19 protein-coding genes are annotated in these 18,480 nt (G+C 43.1%); 2 read left to right on the top strand and 17 right to left on the bottom strand.

Annotation, left to right across the window (positions count from 1 at the left end):
• The first annotated feature begins 43 nt into the window (after positions 1 to 43).
• Positions 44 to 493, top strand: a complete 450-nt coding sequence (locus tag ANME2D_RS17645) for a 30S ribosomal protein S19e (RefSeq protein ID WP_048089394.1) — start codon at positions 44 to 46, stop codon at positions 491 to 493.
• A gap of 3 nt (positions 494 to 496) precedes the next feature.
• On the top strand, positions 497 to 832 hold the full coding sequence (locus tag ANME2D_RS17640; RefSeq protein ID WP_048089393.1) for a DNA-binding protein: 336 nt from the start codon (positions 497 to 499) through the stop codon (positions 830 to 832).
• Positions 833 to 835: 3 nt separating this feature from the next.
• Here ANME2D_RS17640 and ANME2D_RS04400 read toward each other — a convergent pair whose 3' ends face one another.
• From ANME2D_RS04400 to ANME2D_RS04320, 17 genes are all read right to left on the bottom strand, one after another.
• Positions 836 to 1,579 carry an ABC transporter permease gene (locus ANME2D_RS04400; RefSeq protein ID WP_048089392.1) on the bottom strand — a complete coding sequence of 248 codons (744 nt, stop codon included), beginning with the start codon at positions 1,577 to 1,579 and terminating at the stop codon, positions 836 to 838.
• Positions 1,576 to 2,541: an ATP-binding cassette domain-containing protein gene (locus ANME2D_RS04395; protein ID WP_048089391.1), complete on the bottom strand. Its 966-nt coding sequence runs from the start codon at positions 2,539 to 2,541 to the stop codon at positions 1,576 to 1,578. The genes ANME2D_RS04400 and ANME2D_RS04395 overlap by 4 nt, the downstream gene beginning before the upstream one ends.
• Before the next feature lie 39 nt (positions 2,542 to 2,580).
• Positions 2,581 to 3,195 carry a DUF1670 domain-containing protein gene (locus ANME2D_RS04390; RefSeq protein WP_048089390.1) on the bottom strand — a complete coding sequence of 205 codons (615 nt, stop codon included), beginning with the start codon at positions 3,193 to 3,195 and terminating at the stop codon, positions 2,581 to 2,583.
• Positions 3,196 to 3,388: 193 nt separating this feature from the next.
• Positions 3,389 to 4,474 carry a polyprenyl synthetase family protein gene (locus ANME2D_RS04385; protein ID WP_320408803.1) on the bottom strand — a complete coding sequence of 362 codons (1,086 nt, stop codon included), beginning with the start codon at positions 4,472 to 4,474 and terminating at the stop codon, positions 3,389 to 3,391.
• Between the two features lie 5 nt (positions 4,475 to 4,479).
• A complete protein-coding gene (locus ANME2D_RS04380; protein ID WP_048089389.1) occupies positions 4,480 to 4,785 on the bottom strand; it encodes a 4Fe-4S binding protein in 306 nt (101 codons plus the stop codon).
• A gap of 12 nt (positions 4,786 to 4,797) precedes the next feature.
• A complete protein-coding gene (locus ANME2D_RS04375) occupies positions 4,798 to 5,661 on the bottom strand; it encodes a UbiA family prenyltransferase (RefSeq protein ID WP_206741767.1) in 864 nt (287 codons plus the stop codon).
• An 8-nt stretch (positions 5,662 to 5,669) separates the two neighbouring features.
• Entirely contained in the window at positions 5,670 to 7,634 is a 1,965-nt protein-coding gene (locus tag ANME2D_RS04370; RefSeq protein WP_081810132.1) for an aldehyde ferredoxin oxidoreductase family protein, read from the bottom strand.
• Positions 7,550 to 8,698, bottom strand: coding sequence for a DUF362 domain-containing protein (locus ANME2D_RS04365; protein ID WP_048089387.1), 1,149 nt, complete (start codon positions 8,696 to 8,698; stop codon positions 7,550 to 7,552). Before ANME2D_RS04365 ends, ANME2D_RS04370 begins: the two co-directional genes overlap by 85 nt.
• An 8-nt stretch (positions 8,699 to 8,706) precedes the next feature.
• A complete protein-coding gene (locus ANME2D_RS04360) occupies positions 8,707 to 9,375 on the bottom strand; it encodes a CPBP family intramembrane glutamic endopeptidase (protein ID WP_048089386.1) in 669 nt (222 codons plus the stop codon).
• A gap of 5 nt (positions 9,376 to 9,380) precedes the next feature.
• Positions 9,381 to 9,803: a hypothetical protein gene (locus ANME2D_RS04355; RefSeq protein WP_048089385.1), complete on the bottom strand. Its 423-nt coding sequence runs from the start codon at positions 9,801 to 9,803 to the stop codon at positions 9,381 to 9,383.
• Positions 9,804 to 9,853: 50 nt separating this feature from the next.
• A complete protein-coding gene (locus ANME2D_RS04350; protein WP_048089384.1) occupies positions 9,854 to 12,634 on the bottom strand; it encodes a hypothetical protein in 2,781 nt (926 codons plus the stop codon).
• A gap of 18 nt (positions 12,635 to 12,652) precedes the next feature.
• Complete coding sequence (locus ANME2D_RS04345; RefSeq protein WP_048089383.1) at positions 12,653 to 14,026, bottom strand: FAD-binding oxidoreductase; 1,374 nt, start codon at positions 14,024 to 14,026, stop codon at positions 12,653 to 12,655.
• A gap of 14 nt (positions 14,027 to 14,040) precedes the next feature.
• A complete protein-coding gene (locus ANME2D_RS04340) occupies positions 14,041 to 15,075 on the bottom strand; it encodes a (Fe-S)-binding protein (protein ID WP_048089382.1) in 1,035 nt (344 codons plus the stop codon).
• A complete protein-coding gene (locus ANME2D_RS04335; RefSeq protein ID WP_157833964.1) occupies positions 15,059 to 15,514 on the bottom strand; it encodes a hypothetical protein in 456 nt (151 codons plus the stop codon). Before ANME2D_RS04335 ends, ANME2D_RS04340 begins: the two co-directional genes overlap by 17 nt.
• 47 nt (positions 15,515 to 15,561) lie before the next feature.
• Complete coding sequence (locus ANME2D_RS04330) at positions 15,562 to 16,905, bottom strand: FAD-dependent oxidoreductase (protein WP_048089380.1); 1,344 nt, start codon at positions 16,903 to 16,905, stop codon at positions 15,562 to 15,564.
• Between the two features lie 2 nt (positions 16,906 to 16,907).
• The gene (locus ANME2D_RS04325) at positions 16,908 to 17,273 is read right to left on the bottom strand and encodes a cupin domain-containing protein (protein WP_157833963.1); all 366 of its coding nucleotides are present in this window, start codon (positions 17,271 to 17,273) and stop codon (positions 16,908 to 16,910) included.
• A 4-nt stretch (positions 17,274 to 17,277) separates the two neighbouring features.
• Positions 17,278 to 18,300: a Gfo/Idh/MocA family protein gene (locus ANME2D_RS04320; protein ID WP_048089379.1), complete on the bottom strand. Its 1,023-nt coding sequence runs from the start codon at positions 18,298 to 18,300 to the stop codon at positions 17,278 to 17,280.
• Positions 18,301 to 18,480: the final 180 nt, after the last annotated feature.

Raw genomic sequence — 18,480 nt, 5'->3', positions numbered from 1 at the left:
TCACCCTTCATTACATACAAGATGATTTTACGGAGGATCAACATTGACAACAGTATATGATGTGCCCGCAGAGATGCTCATAAATAGCGTAGCAGATAAATTAAAAAAAGATCAGAAAGTTAAGCCACCTGAATGGGCACGTTTTGCCAAGACAGGCGCCCATAAAGAACTCTCGCCTGATAATGCCGACTGGTGGTTCGTTAGATGCGCATCAATATTAAGGCGCATCTATATCGACGGACCTGTGGGTGTTTCACGGCTGCGGAGTTTCTACGGAGGCCGGCACAGGAATGGAGTAATGCCTGTACACTTCTCAAAAGGAAGCGGCTCCATTGCAAGGGAAGCACTGCAGCAGCTTGAGAAGTCCGGGTTCATTAAGGCCCAGAAGACCGGCAGGACAATCTCACCGCAGGGGCAGTCGTTTTTAGATAACGCCGCGCATGAAGTTAAAGAGGAACTCACCAAAACAAACCCGGCTATGGCCAAATATTAGAATATGGATGAAGATATCGAGGAAATAAAAAGGCGCAAGCTTGAGCAGTTACAGCAGCAGTACGGTGCCCAGGCGCAGGCAGCCCAGCAGGAGCAGGCACGCGCCGAGTACGAGGCGAAGAAGCAGGCGATCCTGCGCCAGATACTCACACCTGAGGCAAGGGAGAGGTTAAATACTCTCAGGATGACAAAGCCAGATCTTGTGGCAAGTGTTGAGGCGCAACTGGTCGCTCTTGCGCAGAGTGGAAGGCTTACGACAAAGATAGACGATGCCAAACTCAAGGCGCTGCTTCTACAGTTGCAGCCAAAGAAGCGAGAGATGCAGATCAAGAGGGTTTGAGTATCACATTCTCCTGAAACTCAACACACCGATGCCCATCATTACCATTGAAAAAACCAGCATCACCCCGACATCAAGATAGATCGGGAACCTGTTTATACCAAGGATGATACCGCGCAGCGCATCCACGCCGTAGGTCAGGGGATCTATATAAGTTATGGCAGTGAGCCACGGCGAAAGATTATCAACCGGAAACAGAGCGCCGCTGAAGAAGAACATGGGCCACATGACAAACCCGATCACAAGATTGAACCCCTCAGGGCTCCTGAGGTTTGCGCCTATGACAAGCCCGATACTCACCATGGCGATTGAGATCAACAGAAGCATGAGGGCTGATCCGATGATAACTGTAAGTGTAAACGGAATATCCAGAAAAAAACCTATTATGAGAAGGATCACAGCCTCAACCATTACATCAGTTGCGCCACCGAACATCTTTCCTGCAAATACACTTGCCCTTGATACAGGCGCTACGAGCACCTCTTTTAGAAAATCAAGCTTCCTGTCCCAGATGACATATATGCCGTAGAAAAGGGATGTGAAGAGTACGGTCATGGCCATTACCCCTGGATAGATAAAAATCTGATAATTGTACCCTTCGATATCCACGGTTGAGCCAAGACCTGCCCCAAAAGCGAATATCCACAGGAGTGGTGAGATTATAGATGCGATTAACCGCTCCTTTTCCCTGATGTATATCTTTGTCTCACGCAGCCATATTGCATATATACCTTCAATCTCACTCATTTCTTCATCACTCTCTCCCAGTAGCCGCCCTCTGCTTCAGCCTCGCGTATCTCTCTTCCTGTGTAATGTAAAAATACGTCACTGAGCGTTCCTCTTCTTACTTCTACAAAATCGATCTGACCTGTATGGGTAAGAAGGTCCTGGAGATGCCTGCCTGCATCTTCAATAGACAGGTACAGCATACCATCTTTTTCCTTCACGTTCTTTACATAATCAAGCTCTCTTATTCTCTGTATAGCCGGGTTCTTTTGTTCTTGTTTCAGCTTTAGTTTAACCACGTCCCCGACTATCTGGCTTTTTAATATCTGCGGTGGATCAAGAGCCACTATTTTCCCGTAATCTATAATTGCGACCCGATCGCATAACTGCTCTGCCTCTTCCATATAGTGCGTTGTCAGCATCACGGTCATGCACTCCTTCTCAGCAAGGTTCTGTATATATTCCCAGATATGTTCTCTTGTCTGAGGATCAAGACCAAGTGTTGGCTCATCAAGAAAAAGAATCTTTGGATGGTGCATTATACCGCGTGCAAGCTCAAGGCGCCGCCGCATGCCACCAGAGTATGTATTGACAAGATCATCGGCCCTTTTCTCAAGATTGACAAGGGACAGTACTTCATCTATGCGCTGTTTTCTTAATTCCCTTGGCACCCCGAAGAGAAGGTTGTGCATGGCGAGGTTCTCCCTCCCTGTGAGAAGATCATCCACGCTTGGCTGCTGGAACACTATGCCTATCGACTTTCTGACCTTTGAAGATTCTTTTACTATATCAAAACCATTCACCCACGCTCTACCGGATGTTGGTTTTAAGATAGTGCAGAGCATTGAGATAATGGTTGTTTTGCCAGCGCCGTTCGGACCGAGAAGCCCGAAGATCTCACCTTCTTCAACCTCCAGGTTCAGATCATCTAATGCTGCTATTTTCCCGTATTTTTTGGTAAGACCTTCGGTTTTTATAACCATAGTAGTCTTCTATGAGTGAAAAGAATAAAGCTCTATAGCCTACCTAATGCCGACAAATGATGCCCTGCTGATTTCTAATTTGAATCTTGAAATATCAGGAGTGGGTAAGTTCTTCAGATAATAACCAATAATGATCCTCTTATGAGTAATCGCCCTATCGATATCATGTATTGTACCTCTATAAGGCAGCACTACCTGGTTCTCCATCTGATACTCCCTGCTATCTCTACCTATAGTTCCAACACTAACACCGAGCAATTCTGCCACATCAGCTTGCGATAGAACACCGTTCTGGGCATATGCCTCAGATTCAAACCGTATCAGCTTATGCTGGCGCAATCCTTGAATCCCTTTTTTCTCCAAAACCTCAGAACCATCCGGATGGGAAACGGTAAGTCTTACAGGTACTGCTTTTATCTTATCCAGTTGTCTTCCTGCTGGTTCATCTTTACTGACTGCATGATAGATTACCTGTCTGTCATCTCGTAGATTGCCATAATTCTGATCGATGAATTCATGCATTAATTGAATAAGAGATCTGCAGGTTGCTCTTGGAAAACCGTATTCTACTTCTAACTCATGGAAAAGTTGCTGTTCAGCAGTCTTTATCCATACGCTTCTTAATTCACTAACTCCATCCTGATTTACCGACATGGCTTGGCCCCCAATATAGATTTGCGTTCTTCTACTTATAGGGGGCGTCTTGTGGCGCAAACGTAAAATCACTGTTCTTACGAAGGAACAAAAAGAGACTATTGGATAAGCTTCTTTCTTGAACGTAGTCTATAAAACCCTGAATCTCAGGTTAGAAAAGCACAGATATATTTTCTTACCTCGCTGTCGAATCTCAATATTTGCGCGCAATCATATAATCTGCAAGCCCGATAAGCATCTTTTTAGCCTCAGAATTAGGAAGTATCTTTAGTACAGATTTACCCTCCTCAATAAAGCTGATAGCCTTATTTATAGCGTAATCAATTGAACCTGATTCCTTCAAAGCAGTTATAGCTGCAGACATTTCGCTTCTTGTGGCATTGCTTTTCCCAAGTATGTCTATGGTAACTCCTTTTGAAAATGCGTTTATTATAATAAGAGTCCTTTTTCCTTCGATTATATCCCCACCCTGCGCTTTTCCAAGTATCTCTTCTGGTGTTATAAGATCTATCACATCGTCGTATATCTGGAATCCTGTACCTGCCAGGAAGCCATAATCCCATAAAGCCTGCGATACGTCTCTTTTTGCACCCGATAATATGGCACCGATTTTCAAGGCAGCAGCGAAAAGGGCAGCAGTTTTCTTCTCCACCATGGTCATATATTCCTCCTCTGTCACATCTTTTCTGTCCTGGAAATCCATATCCATCCACTGGCCTTCACATAAATCGACGCAGGTTTTAGATAGAAGCTCAATGCTTTCAATAATATGCGACGGCTCACTTTTAGCGGACGATAAGACCTCAATAGCTTTGGAGTAGAGAGCATCACCGGCGATGATCGCCTTTGGTACTCCCCATTTTTTATGAACTGTCGGTATACCTCTTCGAAGGTCTGCTTCATCCATGATATCATCATGAATCAAAGTGAAATTATGAATCAATTCAAGTGCTACTGCTGCAGGGAGTACATTTTCTGCTCTGCCGCCTACTGCTTCAGCAGCCAGTAATAATGCTGAAGGCCGAAGCCTTTTTCCTCCAGCATCAAGCAGATGGCGCATAGCATAATACATCCCATCTGGATGGGTTATTGGTACAAATTTCGGTATGGATTTATCCACAAGTTTTGCTTTTTCCTGTAAGTACATGTTTTGATATTCGCATTTAGCTGGCAGTATCTTGCCAAGGTGGAATCCCGATATTTTTATGTTACTCTGCAACTCATTTTCCTTCAGAGTCCCGAACATTTGTCGCACATTTATGGATCTTCTGATACTCAAGCTACTCACCTCACCCTTTTATCCCCAATGGTCAAAGGAACAGGAAACAGACCTATCTTACATTCCTTTCTCAGTATCGCAGCTTCATCAAAACTTGCGAGTTGTAATGCCCCCGCTACACAAAACTTTACACACAAAGGCTTTTCCAGACACAGATTGCATTTTATGGAAACTGTCGGAATATTGACATCGAAAAGCTCATTCTTCAATATTTTTATATAAGAAGATTGATTTTTCATCTGACAAACTATTTCACATGTTCTACAACCAGTACATCTATCTGGATTTACGATTAATATATTTTTATTCATTTCCCTCTCCTCTTAAATCAATTTTAATAATCCTAATAAAGAGAGCAGAATAAAACACCCCAATCTGTAGGTGGGATAAAATAGTTTATACGATATACCCGGACTCCATTCTCCAGAAATAATGAATTTTGATGATAAAAGCGTTATTAAGTACTGAGAAAACGCCACCAATAACCCGAAATTGCTAAAAACATTTAAAAGTATGCCTAATACGATCAGGCTTGGGCTCACAAATGTGACCAGAATAACAAAATACCTTGCTTTAACCGGATTTAACCAGTATACAATCGATTTTACACCATGCTGCAGGTCTCCCAGATAATCATAAATATCTTTCAGAGTTAGCCCCAGGAACATATTAACAGCGAGAATTAATCCTATCAATAACCCTTTATCTGGTACGGCACCGGTGAAAACGTACCATGCTATCGGCGAGATAAGAAAATATGGGATCGAAGGTAGTATCGCAGACAAAGGATAATATTCTCTGAATCTAACTGGTGGGACAGAATACAGCACACCAATGATTGAACTTAGAATCATAAGGAAAGCAAAAAGAGGCGGCAACAGCAGGAGAGCCATAAAATTTCCGATAATAAGAAGCGCTACAGTAAGATACAGCATTTCGCTGGCGGTTATTTCTCCGGTTACAAGCAACTTATCCGTTCTCTTATTTTTAACATCTATCCTGTAATCGAAATAATCATTTATTATATCAACTGCACCATGGATAAAAGGCCCGGATATCAACATGAGAATCAAAATTGTAATAATGAAGTATGTGTTGATTTCAGTTTCAACGAGAAAAAAAGCTACCCATATCATTGACCAGTCCATAATGAATATCTCAGGGCGGGTTGCTTTTAAATATATCAAAAATTTTTTCATATTAATCCCTTTGTTTGAAAGCTTTCAGAGATCTTATTTAGACCAATTTCGTTTAATTTTTTGATTGTTGGAATTCCGGTCTTCAAATCCCATCCCCGCTCTGTATAATATTCATCCAGCATTTTTTCGATATTAATTGTTTCTCCTTTTCCAGGGCCATCTGGTAAGGGCTCTTTTTTATATCGTTCCGGCAAAGTATCATGCTGACGGGAAATACCTTCTCTTACGCAGAACATGCGCTCAATATTAATTGTCCTCTCCCCCGCTCTGAGCAACTGATCGGACGTCATTGTAATACCAGTAACGAGCCTGAGCAGATTTACCAGATATTCTGGAGATAGAAGTGTGGTTCTTGTTAAGAATTTACATATTTCTAGCGAGTCTGCGATAGCACGAACATCTTCGTGCCATTTTACCATGACAGCTTTCTTGTCGTAAGAGAACCTATCACCAATCGCGGGCAATTCCAATTTTTTGTATTCTTCTGGGGCATTTAACAATTCTAATGCAGGCAGTGCCCGAAGATGGTCCCCACCCCTTGTGGATACAGCGTATGCCAGTCCCCAGCCTTTCAATGCCCTTGGATCATAGTCTGGGCTATCGGCGCCTTTTATGGTCATGGCATACTTTTGGGAGTTTTTTCCGATAATCTGGCTTGCACGCCACGCACCCTCTGCCAGGAGATCACCAAATCCTTCTCTGCATGAGATCTTCTCAAGCACTGTTATCATTGATTGTGAATTTCCCCAGTCAAGCTCCAGTCCGTCCGTATCATAGCAGGTGATTATACCCCGCTCAAAGCATTCCATGGAAAAAGAAAGAGCAACCCCTGCAGAGCAGACATCTAATCCCTGCTGATTGCACATTGTATTCATTCTCAGGATGGATTCAAGATCGCTATTATTGCATCTTGATCCCAGATTTGCAAGAGCAGCGAACTGAGGTCCACCTCCAGAGATTATATTTTCACTATCGACAACGTAAAAGTGGCCGCAGTGCATGGGACAGTTGAAGCATGCATTCGATCTGACCGCATATTTTTCGCAAAAAGTTTCCCCACTGATCTTGTCCGCATCTGCGAACGTGGAACGCCTGTCATTTTCAGAAACCAGGATGCCGAGCATATTGGCGGGATTGATAAGACCTGGAGTGCCATATTTAGACCATAGTCTGTAGGCAGGGTCTTTTAAAATCAGATTATTCAGTTCTCTAACATATTCCATTAATTCATCTGGTTTTTCAACACTCACCTCCTTTGTTCCCCTGACCGCAATGGCTTTCAGGTTCTTGGAGCCCATGACAGCTCCCATGCCAGTCCTGCCGGCAGCCCTCCAGAGGTTATTGATTATGCAGGCATACCTTACAAGGTTCTCGCCAGCCGGTCCTATGCTTGCGACCTGGATATCAGGGTCTTCAAGCTCTTCTTTTATCATCAGCTCTGTCTCCCATGTCGTCTTCCCCCAGATATGTGATGCGTCCCTGATCTCTATAGTCCCGTCATTAATCCACAGATACACGGGCTTCTCTGCTCTACCCTGGATAACCAGATGATCATACCCTGCGAATCTCAACTCAGGTCCCCAGAAACCGCCTGCATTGGAGTCGCCGTGGATGCCTGTGAGCGGGGATTTGGAGGTCACTGTATATCGTCCGGAGCCCGGAGAGAGCGTGCCTGTTAAAGGGCCTGTTCCGAAGATTATCCTGTTCTCCGGCGAATACGGGTCTATGCCGGCGGACACTTCCTCGTACAGTATTGCAGAATTAATCCCACGGCCCCCGACAAATCTGGCTACAAGCGCTTTGTCTAAGGATTGCCTTAGTATTTTTTTTCTTGATAGATCTATTCTCGCTGCAGTTCTGATTAGCGTCGTTAAAATCACCTTTCTGACTGGTACATCAAGCCTTTCAGTAATTGTTTTCCCAGAAAAGATGTCTTCAGTTTCACAGCGCCATTCCTGCACAATTCATGGCAGCAGTAGCATTTGATGCATTTCTTCTGATCTATATACGGACGGGACTCAAGCGTAATTGCTGATGCAGGACAGCTATTTAAACAGATTTTGCATTTCTTGCATTCATCCGGGGATATCTCTACTTTTGATATATTCTCTACATTCTTGAACACAAAATTACTCAAGAATTTTGGCAACTTGTAATAGATGTGCCTGGATTTTTTAAAGTCTATCTTTACATCGCTAATTTGTTCTCCTAAAATCTCTATCTGGTTAAGTTCACCAACACCGAGGTCACGTTCATGTGCGAAACGTGTGGTCAGAATGTCTTTGTGATGAAATCCTATAACTTCCGAAGATACAGCATCTAAAGCGACACAATCCATGCTTGATAGAATAACGCTGGATGCTACCGGGGTTCCATTCGTTGCACCTTCTCCTTCCATACCGATTACGCCGTCCATAACTGCGAGTTTTGGTTTCAGAGCAGAATATATATCCACTACAGCGTGGCTGAAGCTCTCTTCAGTTGGGGCCTGCCTGTGAATCATTGATTTGCTGGGCCCTGGCAGTACACCATAAAAATTCTTTACAGCACCTGTATACTTTGTCATCATATGAGTTTTCAGTTTTGGCAAAGAAACAAGGACATCGCAATCAATTACTGGTTTTGCTATATTTGCTGCCGTCAAAACCGTGCCCTCGATTTTCACTGAATACGTGCCAGTTGATTCAAAGTTTATCAGCCTGCCCCCTGATTCCTCTACAGCCCTCTTGATTCCAGACAACTCAAGAGACTGTGCAGTAAAACCATAAGCACCGGAGCTATCTCCAACCCAGGGATTCCCTCCCGCCTCTTTTACGATCTCCACCATCGCTTTGACAACTGAGGGATGCGTCGTAGCTGCCCGCTCCGGAGGGAAGCCCACGATCACGTTTACCTTGAGCAACACATTGTCGCCTGTCTTTACTACTTTTTTGATCCCACCGATTAATTCAAGACTCTCAAGTATAGCACTTTTAACGTGCTCATGTTCATAGTCTTTACACCTTAAAATTGAAACTTTTGCCATTGTACCTCCTATATTACGAAATAATAAAATACCATTATAGTCGAGATATATTGCAGGAAATGGAACAGCGCCGGTGCAATAATGTTATTGTATCTCTGCATAAGAGCACCTGATACAAGACTTACGATCACTCCCATCACAAATCCACTGATTCCCGCGTTGAAATAATGATAAATCCCGAATAGAAGTGCTGATATTACTGCAGCAAGCTTCCAGTCGATTAACTGTCTGAGTCGGGTAAACAGGAACCCCCTGTAAAATAGCTCATTGGAGAACGCTGCTATAAAGGTCATAAACAGCATCAGTGGAAAGAGCTGTGAAAAAGACCCGGTGATGTTTCCGAACTGCCCTTGCTTTAACAACTCTGCCACTTGTATAGCACTTGCCGCTGTATAGGGAATGCTGACAGGAATAAATACTATCAAAAGGTTGCGTACCACTGAATAAACAATTGTCGCTATAAGCATCCCCTGTACTGGTTTCCATATATTTTCTTTTGCAAACCCTATACCTCTCCAGTCACGGCTCATAAAACCATATAAGAGCGGGAAAAGGAGCCAGATAACTATTATACCCATGGTTTTTGCAGGACTCTCAGAAATCCCGGTGAGCAGAGGGACTGTGATTATCCATATAATGAACCCTGCAATAAGCCAGTTGGAGGAGCGGCTATCCAACTATCTCACCTCACGAACGAGTATATCTTAAGAACAAGGCTGAGCAGGATGCCTGTTAACCCTATTCCTAAAACATAACATGGCGGCTCCATTTTAAAGATGGGCCCTATCAGTCCTTCCCAGATCCCTCCGATTATGAAAAGTACGGAACCTATCGCCATCAGGCTGAAAATAATCCATTCTATCTGTCCGGGATTGCCCGACCTGGAAATCAGCAGAGCCAGTGAGATGTTCAAAAAGCCCAGGACAATGAGATAGAATTTAACAAGCTCATAAACGTATTTTCCCCACGAGTTAAGATATGATGCCGGGTCGCTTTTAAACGCTTCCGTAAAATTCCTTGTGACAAAGGCAAAATCGAAAACAAATCCTGCCAGTATCAGGACAAGTCCGAAAATCGCATGCAGTTTATAAGGCGTTATTTCCATTTTTATCCTCCTTCATATCATAAAAAATCGAGGGCAAAAAGCCCTCAACTTCACTTCTTCTTTCCTTTCTTCGCCGTTGTACTCTGGTTCGTTAGAATAAAGAAATCCTGTATCTCCTCAGAGACAAGTTCTGCCGCTCCCACGAACACCATCGGTTCTTTCCCTATGATCATGGCAAGGTCGTCAGATCCGACATTGATCCTGACAGGATCATACGGCTGGGATATTACCTGCAGGGTGGTAAAATTATCCCGCAGAATAACGGATCTGTCTGCGTCTATGTCCCTGTACATGTAGTGTACCTCGTGGGACGGCATCGGTCTGCTCGCGTTCGTCGAAAGCTCAAAGATTATGCCGCTGGCGTCGCTTATATTTACGTACTGCCTGACAGATATATTCCACCACGCTGGCTGCTCTATTTCCTGCTCAAAGTCGAACTTTGCCAGCCTCACATCGAGGGAATTATCGTATACTCTGTCCAGCTCCCTCTTATATATCTCGCTGTCTGTATATACCCTTAACAGATAATTCATCCCTGGATCCTGCGGCAGGAGCACCTCTGTGGGCTGGTTTATGGATACGAACACCCACATGAAGCTGTATGCACCAAGGGGCGAGCTATTAACGTGTCCGATCATCGTTCCGGATATCCCTATGCCGGGGATGGGCTCAAGCAGAACCTTGTCAGCAGGAATGTAATTTGAGAGAATATCTGTCGGCATCCCGTACATCTGTATGTAATTGAAATCATACTTCTGGTCCAGAGATAGCGCCTTTTCCACAAGGTTATTTCCTGTCGGAGGCAGCTCGGGCTTTCTGTACCTGAATACCAGTATGAGATCCGAGTTGTTCATGAACACCGAGCTCTGCTGCATGCTGTAGCTTGATGTTCCTTTTGTGATGTTCCACAGTGCTGAGCCCTCTCTTATGGTTATTGCAGGCCTCTCTACAGGGACGAAGGTCTCCTGGTTCAGAGTATCCAGCCTGACGGTATCCTTGACGAACCTCTTTATCATTTCGTTTATGATCGGGTACGCTTTTGTATAGCTTCCTTCCGTTGAATACAGTACACCGCTGTCGTCGCGCACCACCGTCTTGAGCATGTAGAACGTATCATTGACCTGTGTCAGCTCATGGGTGATGTTTGCGGGAAGCACCGGGTATCCCAGCCTTCTTGAGCCCTCAAGCGCTATCTCGTTATCGATATAATCCTCGATGACGTAATAGCTGTTGACTGTGATGGGAATGTAGTAGTGCTCAGGGTCAGTAGTATATATCTCCTGTATTGGCACGAGCACCTGGAGATCGCTGAACGGTCCCCATATAGGATTGTCCTCATATGCGATAACTACCCTGACAGCAGCTATACCCGGTCTTACCTCCTCAATCGGAAACTCAGGCGGGATATATTTAACAAGCTCGGATGACGGCACTTCGAACACCTGGGAATCCATGAAAGTGAAATTATACTGCTCGGCGAACAGAGGCATGGGTATCGGCGTCCTCGTCACCCTGTAGAGCAACTGTGTCTCTTTTACATCTATCTCTGACACGCTCCTTATTACATGGGGGTAGTAATTATTTATCGATACTTTTTGTTTTGCAGGTGATTTATGATCCTTTATTCCGCTATTATCTGTATGGCAGTTATTGCAGAAATTTGGATCGTTCCCTCCTATCAGATTCCAGATGCGTGAATTCTTCTTGACCTTCACGTCATAATTCTGGAGCGCCTGCATTTCCGTATGCGACCTGTCAAGCTGCATCACGCTCAGGTTATTCTTATCGATAGCGTGATAGGCGCTGTGGACGAACTTTTCATATATAGGATATATTCCGGCATTGCCGCCATCTTTCCCTCTGGATTTCCCTGATATCTCCATCAGAATCCCGCTTGAGTCCTTCAAAACAGCGCGGTCCTCGACTACACGGTTTGCACCGGGGTTAGATAAAACGTGGCACCCTACGCATGTATCTCTTGATGTATCGTTGTAAATGTTCTGCTTTGTATCTATTTCGGCAAGTTCAATCTCGTCGGTATTCCATTCACGCTGTATATATTCCTTAAAAGCAGGGTTATCTGTATATGTGTATATGGGGTAGAACCATTCTTCACCCACCGGCGCAGTTGAGTACTGTAAAACCGGTACCATAAGGAATACAGCCCTGTAAGGACCGAATGGTGAATTTGTTACACTTACGGTTATAGGAAGTAAAATACCAACATCCGGATTGGCTGTAGTTATGACCTGGAAATCAGCAGGTACATGTTTGTATAGTTCCCTGGTTGGAGCCATCAAAAACTGGATGTTCATGAAGTCGTAGGTTATGTTTTCAAATTTCTGTATTGGAAAGCGGTTACTGGAGATTATTGTAAATTCCATTGTTTCAAGGGTAGCCATGCTTATGGGGTTTACCACTTTCAAGACTGGTTTGTATGTACCCTGGGCTGCGTTACTATTGGTTGTTATAATTAATGTAGTGGTCTGAGTAGAGAGACGACCGACCATTGGTCCGACCATCATAGGTTGTTTTACACTGTAATCTTTTATTATATCCAGATCGTTGATCGGAGTGTTCTCATTGTCCTCGATTTGAAAAGTATAAAGTCCTGGCATGTACGGGTCAACGTTGACACCATAGATGTTAAATTCAAGGTTCACCGTTTCGCCTCCAGGGACTTCAATTACCGGCGGGTCCAGCAGTATCCTGGACATCGGTGTCGCAGACGACACGACTGAAAATCCAAGAACTACCAGCACAACGAGCAATATTACCCTGCCCCTGTGCTCTACATCTATTCGTTTTTTATTATGGTTTTTATTTAACAATTTATTTCCTCCTGTTTTTTAGAATAGAACATCACAATTCAAAATATTATTTCGATCAATATATTTTTTAAAACGATCCATAAGGTAAAACCCACTACCTATCGATCTTTCTGCAACACTTTTTCTTAAACCACCGTATTTGTAAGCTGTTCCTCCAAGGCTTAATGTCTTCTCGTAAATCTCTCTCCTCACGTTCTCATACTTTTGGATCTGAGAACGCTGCACGCTGGTGTAAAAACCAATCCCTATCGAAAAGTGTCCTGGAAGTAAAAGTCCATAAACCACAGGATTAAAACCGGTTTTCTCAAATTCTTCAATACCAGACCGGATAATTTCTCCGGCTCTCTCTCTGGGTACGACACAATCACATAGCGCTGGAACATGCCCACCTAAGGTAAGCATCCTCCACAGAGCCTTACCTCTTACTATGTATTCATCCTCGACAGAATACTCAATAAACCTCTTTCCTTTTGCTGCAGAGCTTAATTTTTTTGTCCCCTTTTTTGTCCCCTCATAGCCTGTGAAAATAAAATTGATTCGCTCTGGCATTTCTTTTTTCACCAGGTTGGCATAATTTGAGTAAAGCTGAACAAGATATGGGATTTTTCTGGAGTATGAACATCCAAGTTTTTTTGTTTCTTCGATCAGCACTTCCCTGTACTTCATCGTAAATTCTCTGGTATTTGAACCGAAAAAGAGGATATCCGGGCTGCATTTTTCTGCGATTACCGGGAGATCACTGACAGCCTTTTCGATATCATCATATATGAACCCTGTAATATATGCTGGATTGTGACTGGTGTACTGGTAAGCCCTCAGAGTCACTTTCGTGATAATCCCGAAGGTACCGAGCGAGGTCTTGAAGAGTGGAAGCGGATCTGCACCGTAGACCCTTCCGCCGATCTTATTTGATCCGCAGTTTATTATATCTCCGCCGGGCAATACGACCTCAAGCTGCAGAACCTGGTCCGCTATACTTCCATATTTTGTGCAGTGATAGCTATAGCCGCTGGTGGAGATAGCACCTCCAAGCGTGGAGACAAGATTGTCCGGAGCACCTCTGAACGTCATGCCCTTTCTTTTAAGCTCGCTATATAATTTGATCCATGTTATTCCAGCTTCTGCTGTAATCCAGCCTTGCGCAGGATTTACTTCAATTAATCTGTTCATGCCCTTCATATCCAGCAGTATACCGCCGTCAGCAACAGTTTCACCTTCCCAGGTAGTTCCACCTCCCTTTACAGTCACCTTTGTTTTTGTTTCATTGGCGAACTTCAATATGCTGCTGACCTCTTCCGCGGTCCTGGGAATCACAACAATATCGGGAATCCCGCTTTTGAGACGACCAGTATCGCTCTCATATACGAGTCGGATTTTTTCTTCATCCCACACTGTACAGATATTTTTTAATTTATTAAAAATACATCCACCACCTGTTTTACATCATCTGTGACGTTGCTAAAAGATCTAAAACAAAAAGGACATAATGTAACAACGCTGCAAGCGTCAGTTTCCTCAAGTATTCTCCTTGTATTTTTCACAGGGATGTCTGAGGAAGATATAAATAAACCTCCACCGCTTCCACAGCATTTTGCTCCAAATATATCGCTGCTCAATATATAATCATACTTATCTTTATTGAAGATTTCCTGGATTACATCTGTATATCTTTCTCCGGGAAAACTATTTCTCAAATGACATGGCTCAAAAAGAAGAACAGGTTTTTTTAAGGATTTTGAGATGTGAAGTCTGTCTTTGAACCTGTCCAGAACTGTAGTTATAAAAAATACGTTGTTTAACCGCCCATCATTTTTAAAAGCTGAATAACAGGAAGGACAGAGGGCTATTATGTTCTTGTACTGCGAGAGTATCTCTATGTTCTTATCCATTACCTTCCTGTAATCGTCGCTGTAACCACAGTTATTAAGAAAAGATCCGCAGCAATTTTCAGTCTCAAGGATTACCGGCATATAATTAATTCTGACAAGGAATTTCAGCCATCTCTCAGCAAGCCCTAAATGCCTGATTGTACAGCCCAGCCATAAAAGAGTATCCTTACGGTTGACAGTATAACCATCCGGCACTATGATTGTACGATCATTGTTATAAGGGCTCCCGGTTTTATTGATACGAACCTTGACAGCTTCGATGTCTGGATTTTTGATCTTATTTTGGATCAGATGGTGCCGCATATCTCTAAATATCGGCGATGTTTCAATGCCCTGTGTACATACATTCTCACATCTTTTGCATATTGTACATGCCTCAAAAATGTTCTGCATATCCTCTATTTTAATAAGTCCGGACTGCCATAGTCGCAGCATGTCCATTTTGCCTCTTGACCCGAAGGCTTCACAGTGGTAATACTCATATACCGGGCATTCATTCAAACATACGTTGCATCCAGAGCATTTTACTGCATCTCTAATTTCTGGCTCCATCAACATGCTCCTTTTGTATTACAGTAAATCTGCATCCCTTTTCCAGGACTTCCCTTGTACTTTCAAGTCCCAGAGACATAGAAATCCGTTTCCAGAAAGGTTCGCACCAGATCTCACATGGAAATGTTTCTGGAAGTTTCAGGTGGTGGTACTCTTTAACCGCGTCCTTTATCCCGCATTTTAAAACAATTCCTGATGCCTGTGATTTGCTATTCTCTAAAACTACGATTTCGTTTTTCATAACATCTGCAAGAGCCACCATCGCATCAGTAAATCCCTGAGTGCCCTCAATCCCGAGTTTTTCCCAGAAGGGTTTCATTACTTCTATATTGTATTTCCAGAAGTTTGCAGCCTCCTCAGCCCCGTACTTATTGTAAAGATACGCTGTGGTTTTGGCTGTAAGTCCCATCCATTCTCGGAGAGATTTCTCGTATTTCATTCTGGTAGGCAGCCCAAAGATCTTTAAATAATACCTGAAAAGAGGATTCATGCAACCACCCTGAAATCGTTTTTAATTTTTAAAACGCATGTATTGGCACTATGTACCGAAGCATTCATACCCGACGGTTGAATCCCGGCGGTATAATCCCCTGATAGATATAATCCTTCAATGTCTGTTTTATTATCCACTCTTGACCTGGAATGCCCTGGAACCTGTTTTGTCACGACATCGTTCAGTCTGAAAATCTCGCAGTCAGCGATTTTTTCTCTGATCGAATAGCCCAGTGAAGACTCAAGGTCATTTAATACAATACTCTGGATTTCCCCCTCGCTCATATGAAGCTGATCTTCAGTTGAGTTCATGATCAGCGTAACAAGTGAATGGTTCTCAGAATAATTCCTGGAAACGTTTGTAATTTCCATAAAAATATTAAAACATGTGTTCACGCCGAACATCACTATTTTTTCATCCGTTAAATTCGATGACAGAAGCAGGTTAACAACAATCACAGGTGTGCCCTCGTCCATCTGTATAAGAGATTGTTTTCCTGCCGTGGGACTGTTCCTGAGAATCTTATTCACCTGAGCCGGTGAAACTGCCAGTACTACTACATCTGCATCAATAAAACGCTGCTCGAAACTATCCTTGAAGTTAACGCCATGCACCTTTCCGTCGTTAATCGTGATGCTTTTAATCTCACATCCTGTGTAAATTTTACATCCCCTGGAGAGAAGGTAATTTTTCAGAGGTTCTATCACAGATTCGCTGAGTCCTGATACCGCGATGCCAAATCGTATTTTGTTCTGTTTGCGAATTCCATTGAACCAGACGATTATGGTCTGAGCTGAGATTTCAGATGCACCCATAAATGTCAGTGACCTGGAGATAGGGTCGAAATAATTCGATATTATTTCCGCATTCCCCCCATTTTCCAGAACCCATTCTTCAAGGGTTTTATTATCCATCTCAGATAGCTGTTCATCTTTTAAGAATGCCATTTTTGCAAATAAGCCAAGAAGCTTCAGTCTGTCGCTGAAATTGAGCAAATTGAATCTTGCAATGGCGGATGCACCCCTCAATGCACCCGGCAACGGTAGATGGGAGTACATTCCTTTTTTACTGTCAGCCCTCATAAAGAGCATCCTGTCCTCTATCCAAAAAATCTCCTTATCTGCGTTGCATTTTTTCAGCAAACTCATACATTCAGTATAATGCTCAAAGAAATAATGCAGACCGGTATCACATATATAATCAGTGTTATGAAGTGTACGAGCAACACCGCCGAGCTTATTGTTTTTATCAAAAAGCGAAACGTCAAAACCGCAATCCATCAATCCTATCGCGCAGGACAGTCCTCCGATCCCACCTCCTACGACTACAGCTCTCATATTTATCCTCCTTTACTGCTGACATAATCGCCTGCTTCTGCCAGTGGCGGTGTCATCGCTATCAGCACCTCCAGCCCTCCGCTGGAAACTGCCCTGTGTGCCATACCAGGTCTTATCATCACGAGTGTGCCTTCAGTGAGAGAGATCGACTCACCGTCGACCTCAAGCAGCCCTTCGCCTTTCAGTACATAATAAAACTCTGTGGTTTTTTCATGATAGTGTTTCTTTGCATCCGAGATTTTCAGGTGCGAGAATGCCACTGTATCGCAGTCTTTATCAGTAATGAGACGCCTCCTCATCCCGCATGATCCTCTTTCCATCTGTGTTTCTTTTAGTTTCCTGACAATAATCTGTTCTTCATTTTTCATAATTTCACCCATTTATTCTAGCTAAATGGATACTCTCGTTAATTTTTTCCATAATTTCACGCCCAAAAGTCGCATCAGTTATTTGCTCTTCACTTTCCTCAAATCGCTTGATTATCATTTTAAGAGTTTCAACCATTGTATCATCAGGAATCACAAGCTTCTCACTGATGTGGTTGTTTTCGAAAACGGTAATAGCGCCAAATAATGCATCGTCCCCACCAGCCGGATAGTGGGCACTTACCCTTATACCACCCTCGCAATGTAGCATAATGCTCCTGTGTCTTAGAGGCAAGTGCTTGTAGCCATCAAGACTTGAAAAATTATAGGAGATCGTCCCGTTCTCGTGGAGGAGAGTTATAGCACCTTCACCATGCTCATAGAACCGCCTGTTTCCCATTACCATATCCTCACACCATGCTCCAAAATTATCTATGGGACTGCCGAACAGATAATTTACTATTGCAATCTGATGCGGTATTTCTACTGTAAATACATGGGGAGGGCCTGTTTTGAGGAAGCCCCTGCCTTTTGTTGTATCATTGCGCCTGTCTTTTGAAAATTCTGTTCTGACAAACTTGGGCTTAAGCTGGTATTTTTCTATTGTTTCTCTCAGCTGTTCTGTCACTTTTGAGTAGACATAATTTTCTGTAATAGCGATACTCGCATTGAGCATTTCTATTTTTCTGGCATCTGTTATACTATTTGCAATTGGTTTTTCGATTATTATTTTTTTTGCGCTTAGATCAATTGCTTCCCTGGCACACTGGTAGTGAACATCGTTGGGTACACACAGGTCTATAATAGCGTCTCCTATGTCCATTTGTCTGGAAACTTCTTCAAGAGAAATCGCCGCCAGTGGATCTTCTCCTTCGTTGAATGTTTTATACAGTGAATGGAACCTTTTGAGACGAGCCGGATTGCTGTCAACCAGTGCCACGATATTGACATTTAAATCTTTGAGCTTAGCATAGCACTTGCAATGAATTGAACCTGCTTTGCCACAGCCAACCAGTATGATATCTGCCATTTTTACCACCTAAACATTTTTTGATGTATGCCAGGCTCGCCGATGAAATCATACTATACTTAAAATTAATTATGAACAATTTATTACGAAAACATCATTCAGATATTAATTCTATACTAATTTTATTACGCGTAATACTTATAAACCTGTAGCGATTAATGTCCAAAAATAGAGCGTAGG

Origin of the sequence: Candidatus Methanoperedens nitratireducens (assembly GCF_000685155.1) — an archaeon.
Lineage (GTDB): Archaea > Halobacteriota > Methanosarcinia > Methanosarcinales > Methanoperedenaceae > Methanoperedens > Methanoperedens nitratireducens.
The sequence above is the reverse complement of the archived record's forward strand: the minus strand, read 5'-3'. Positions and strand labels throughout refer to the sequence as shown.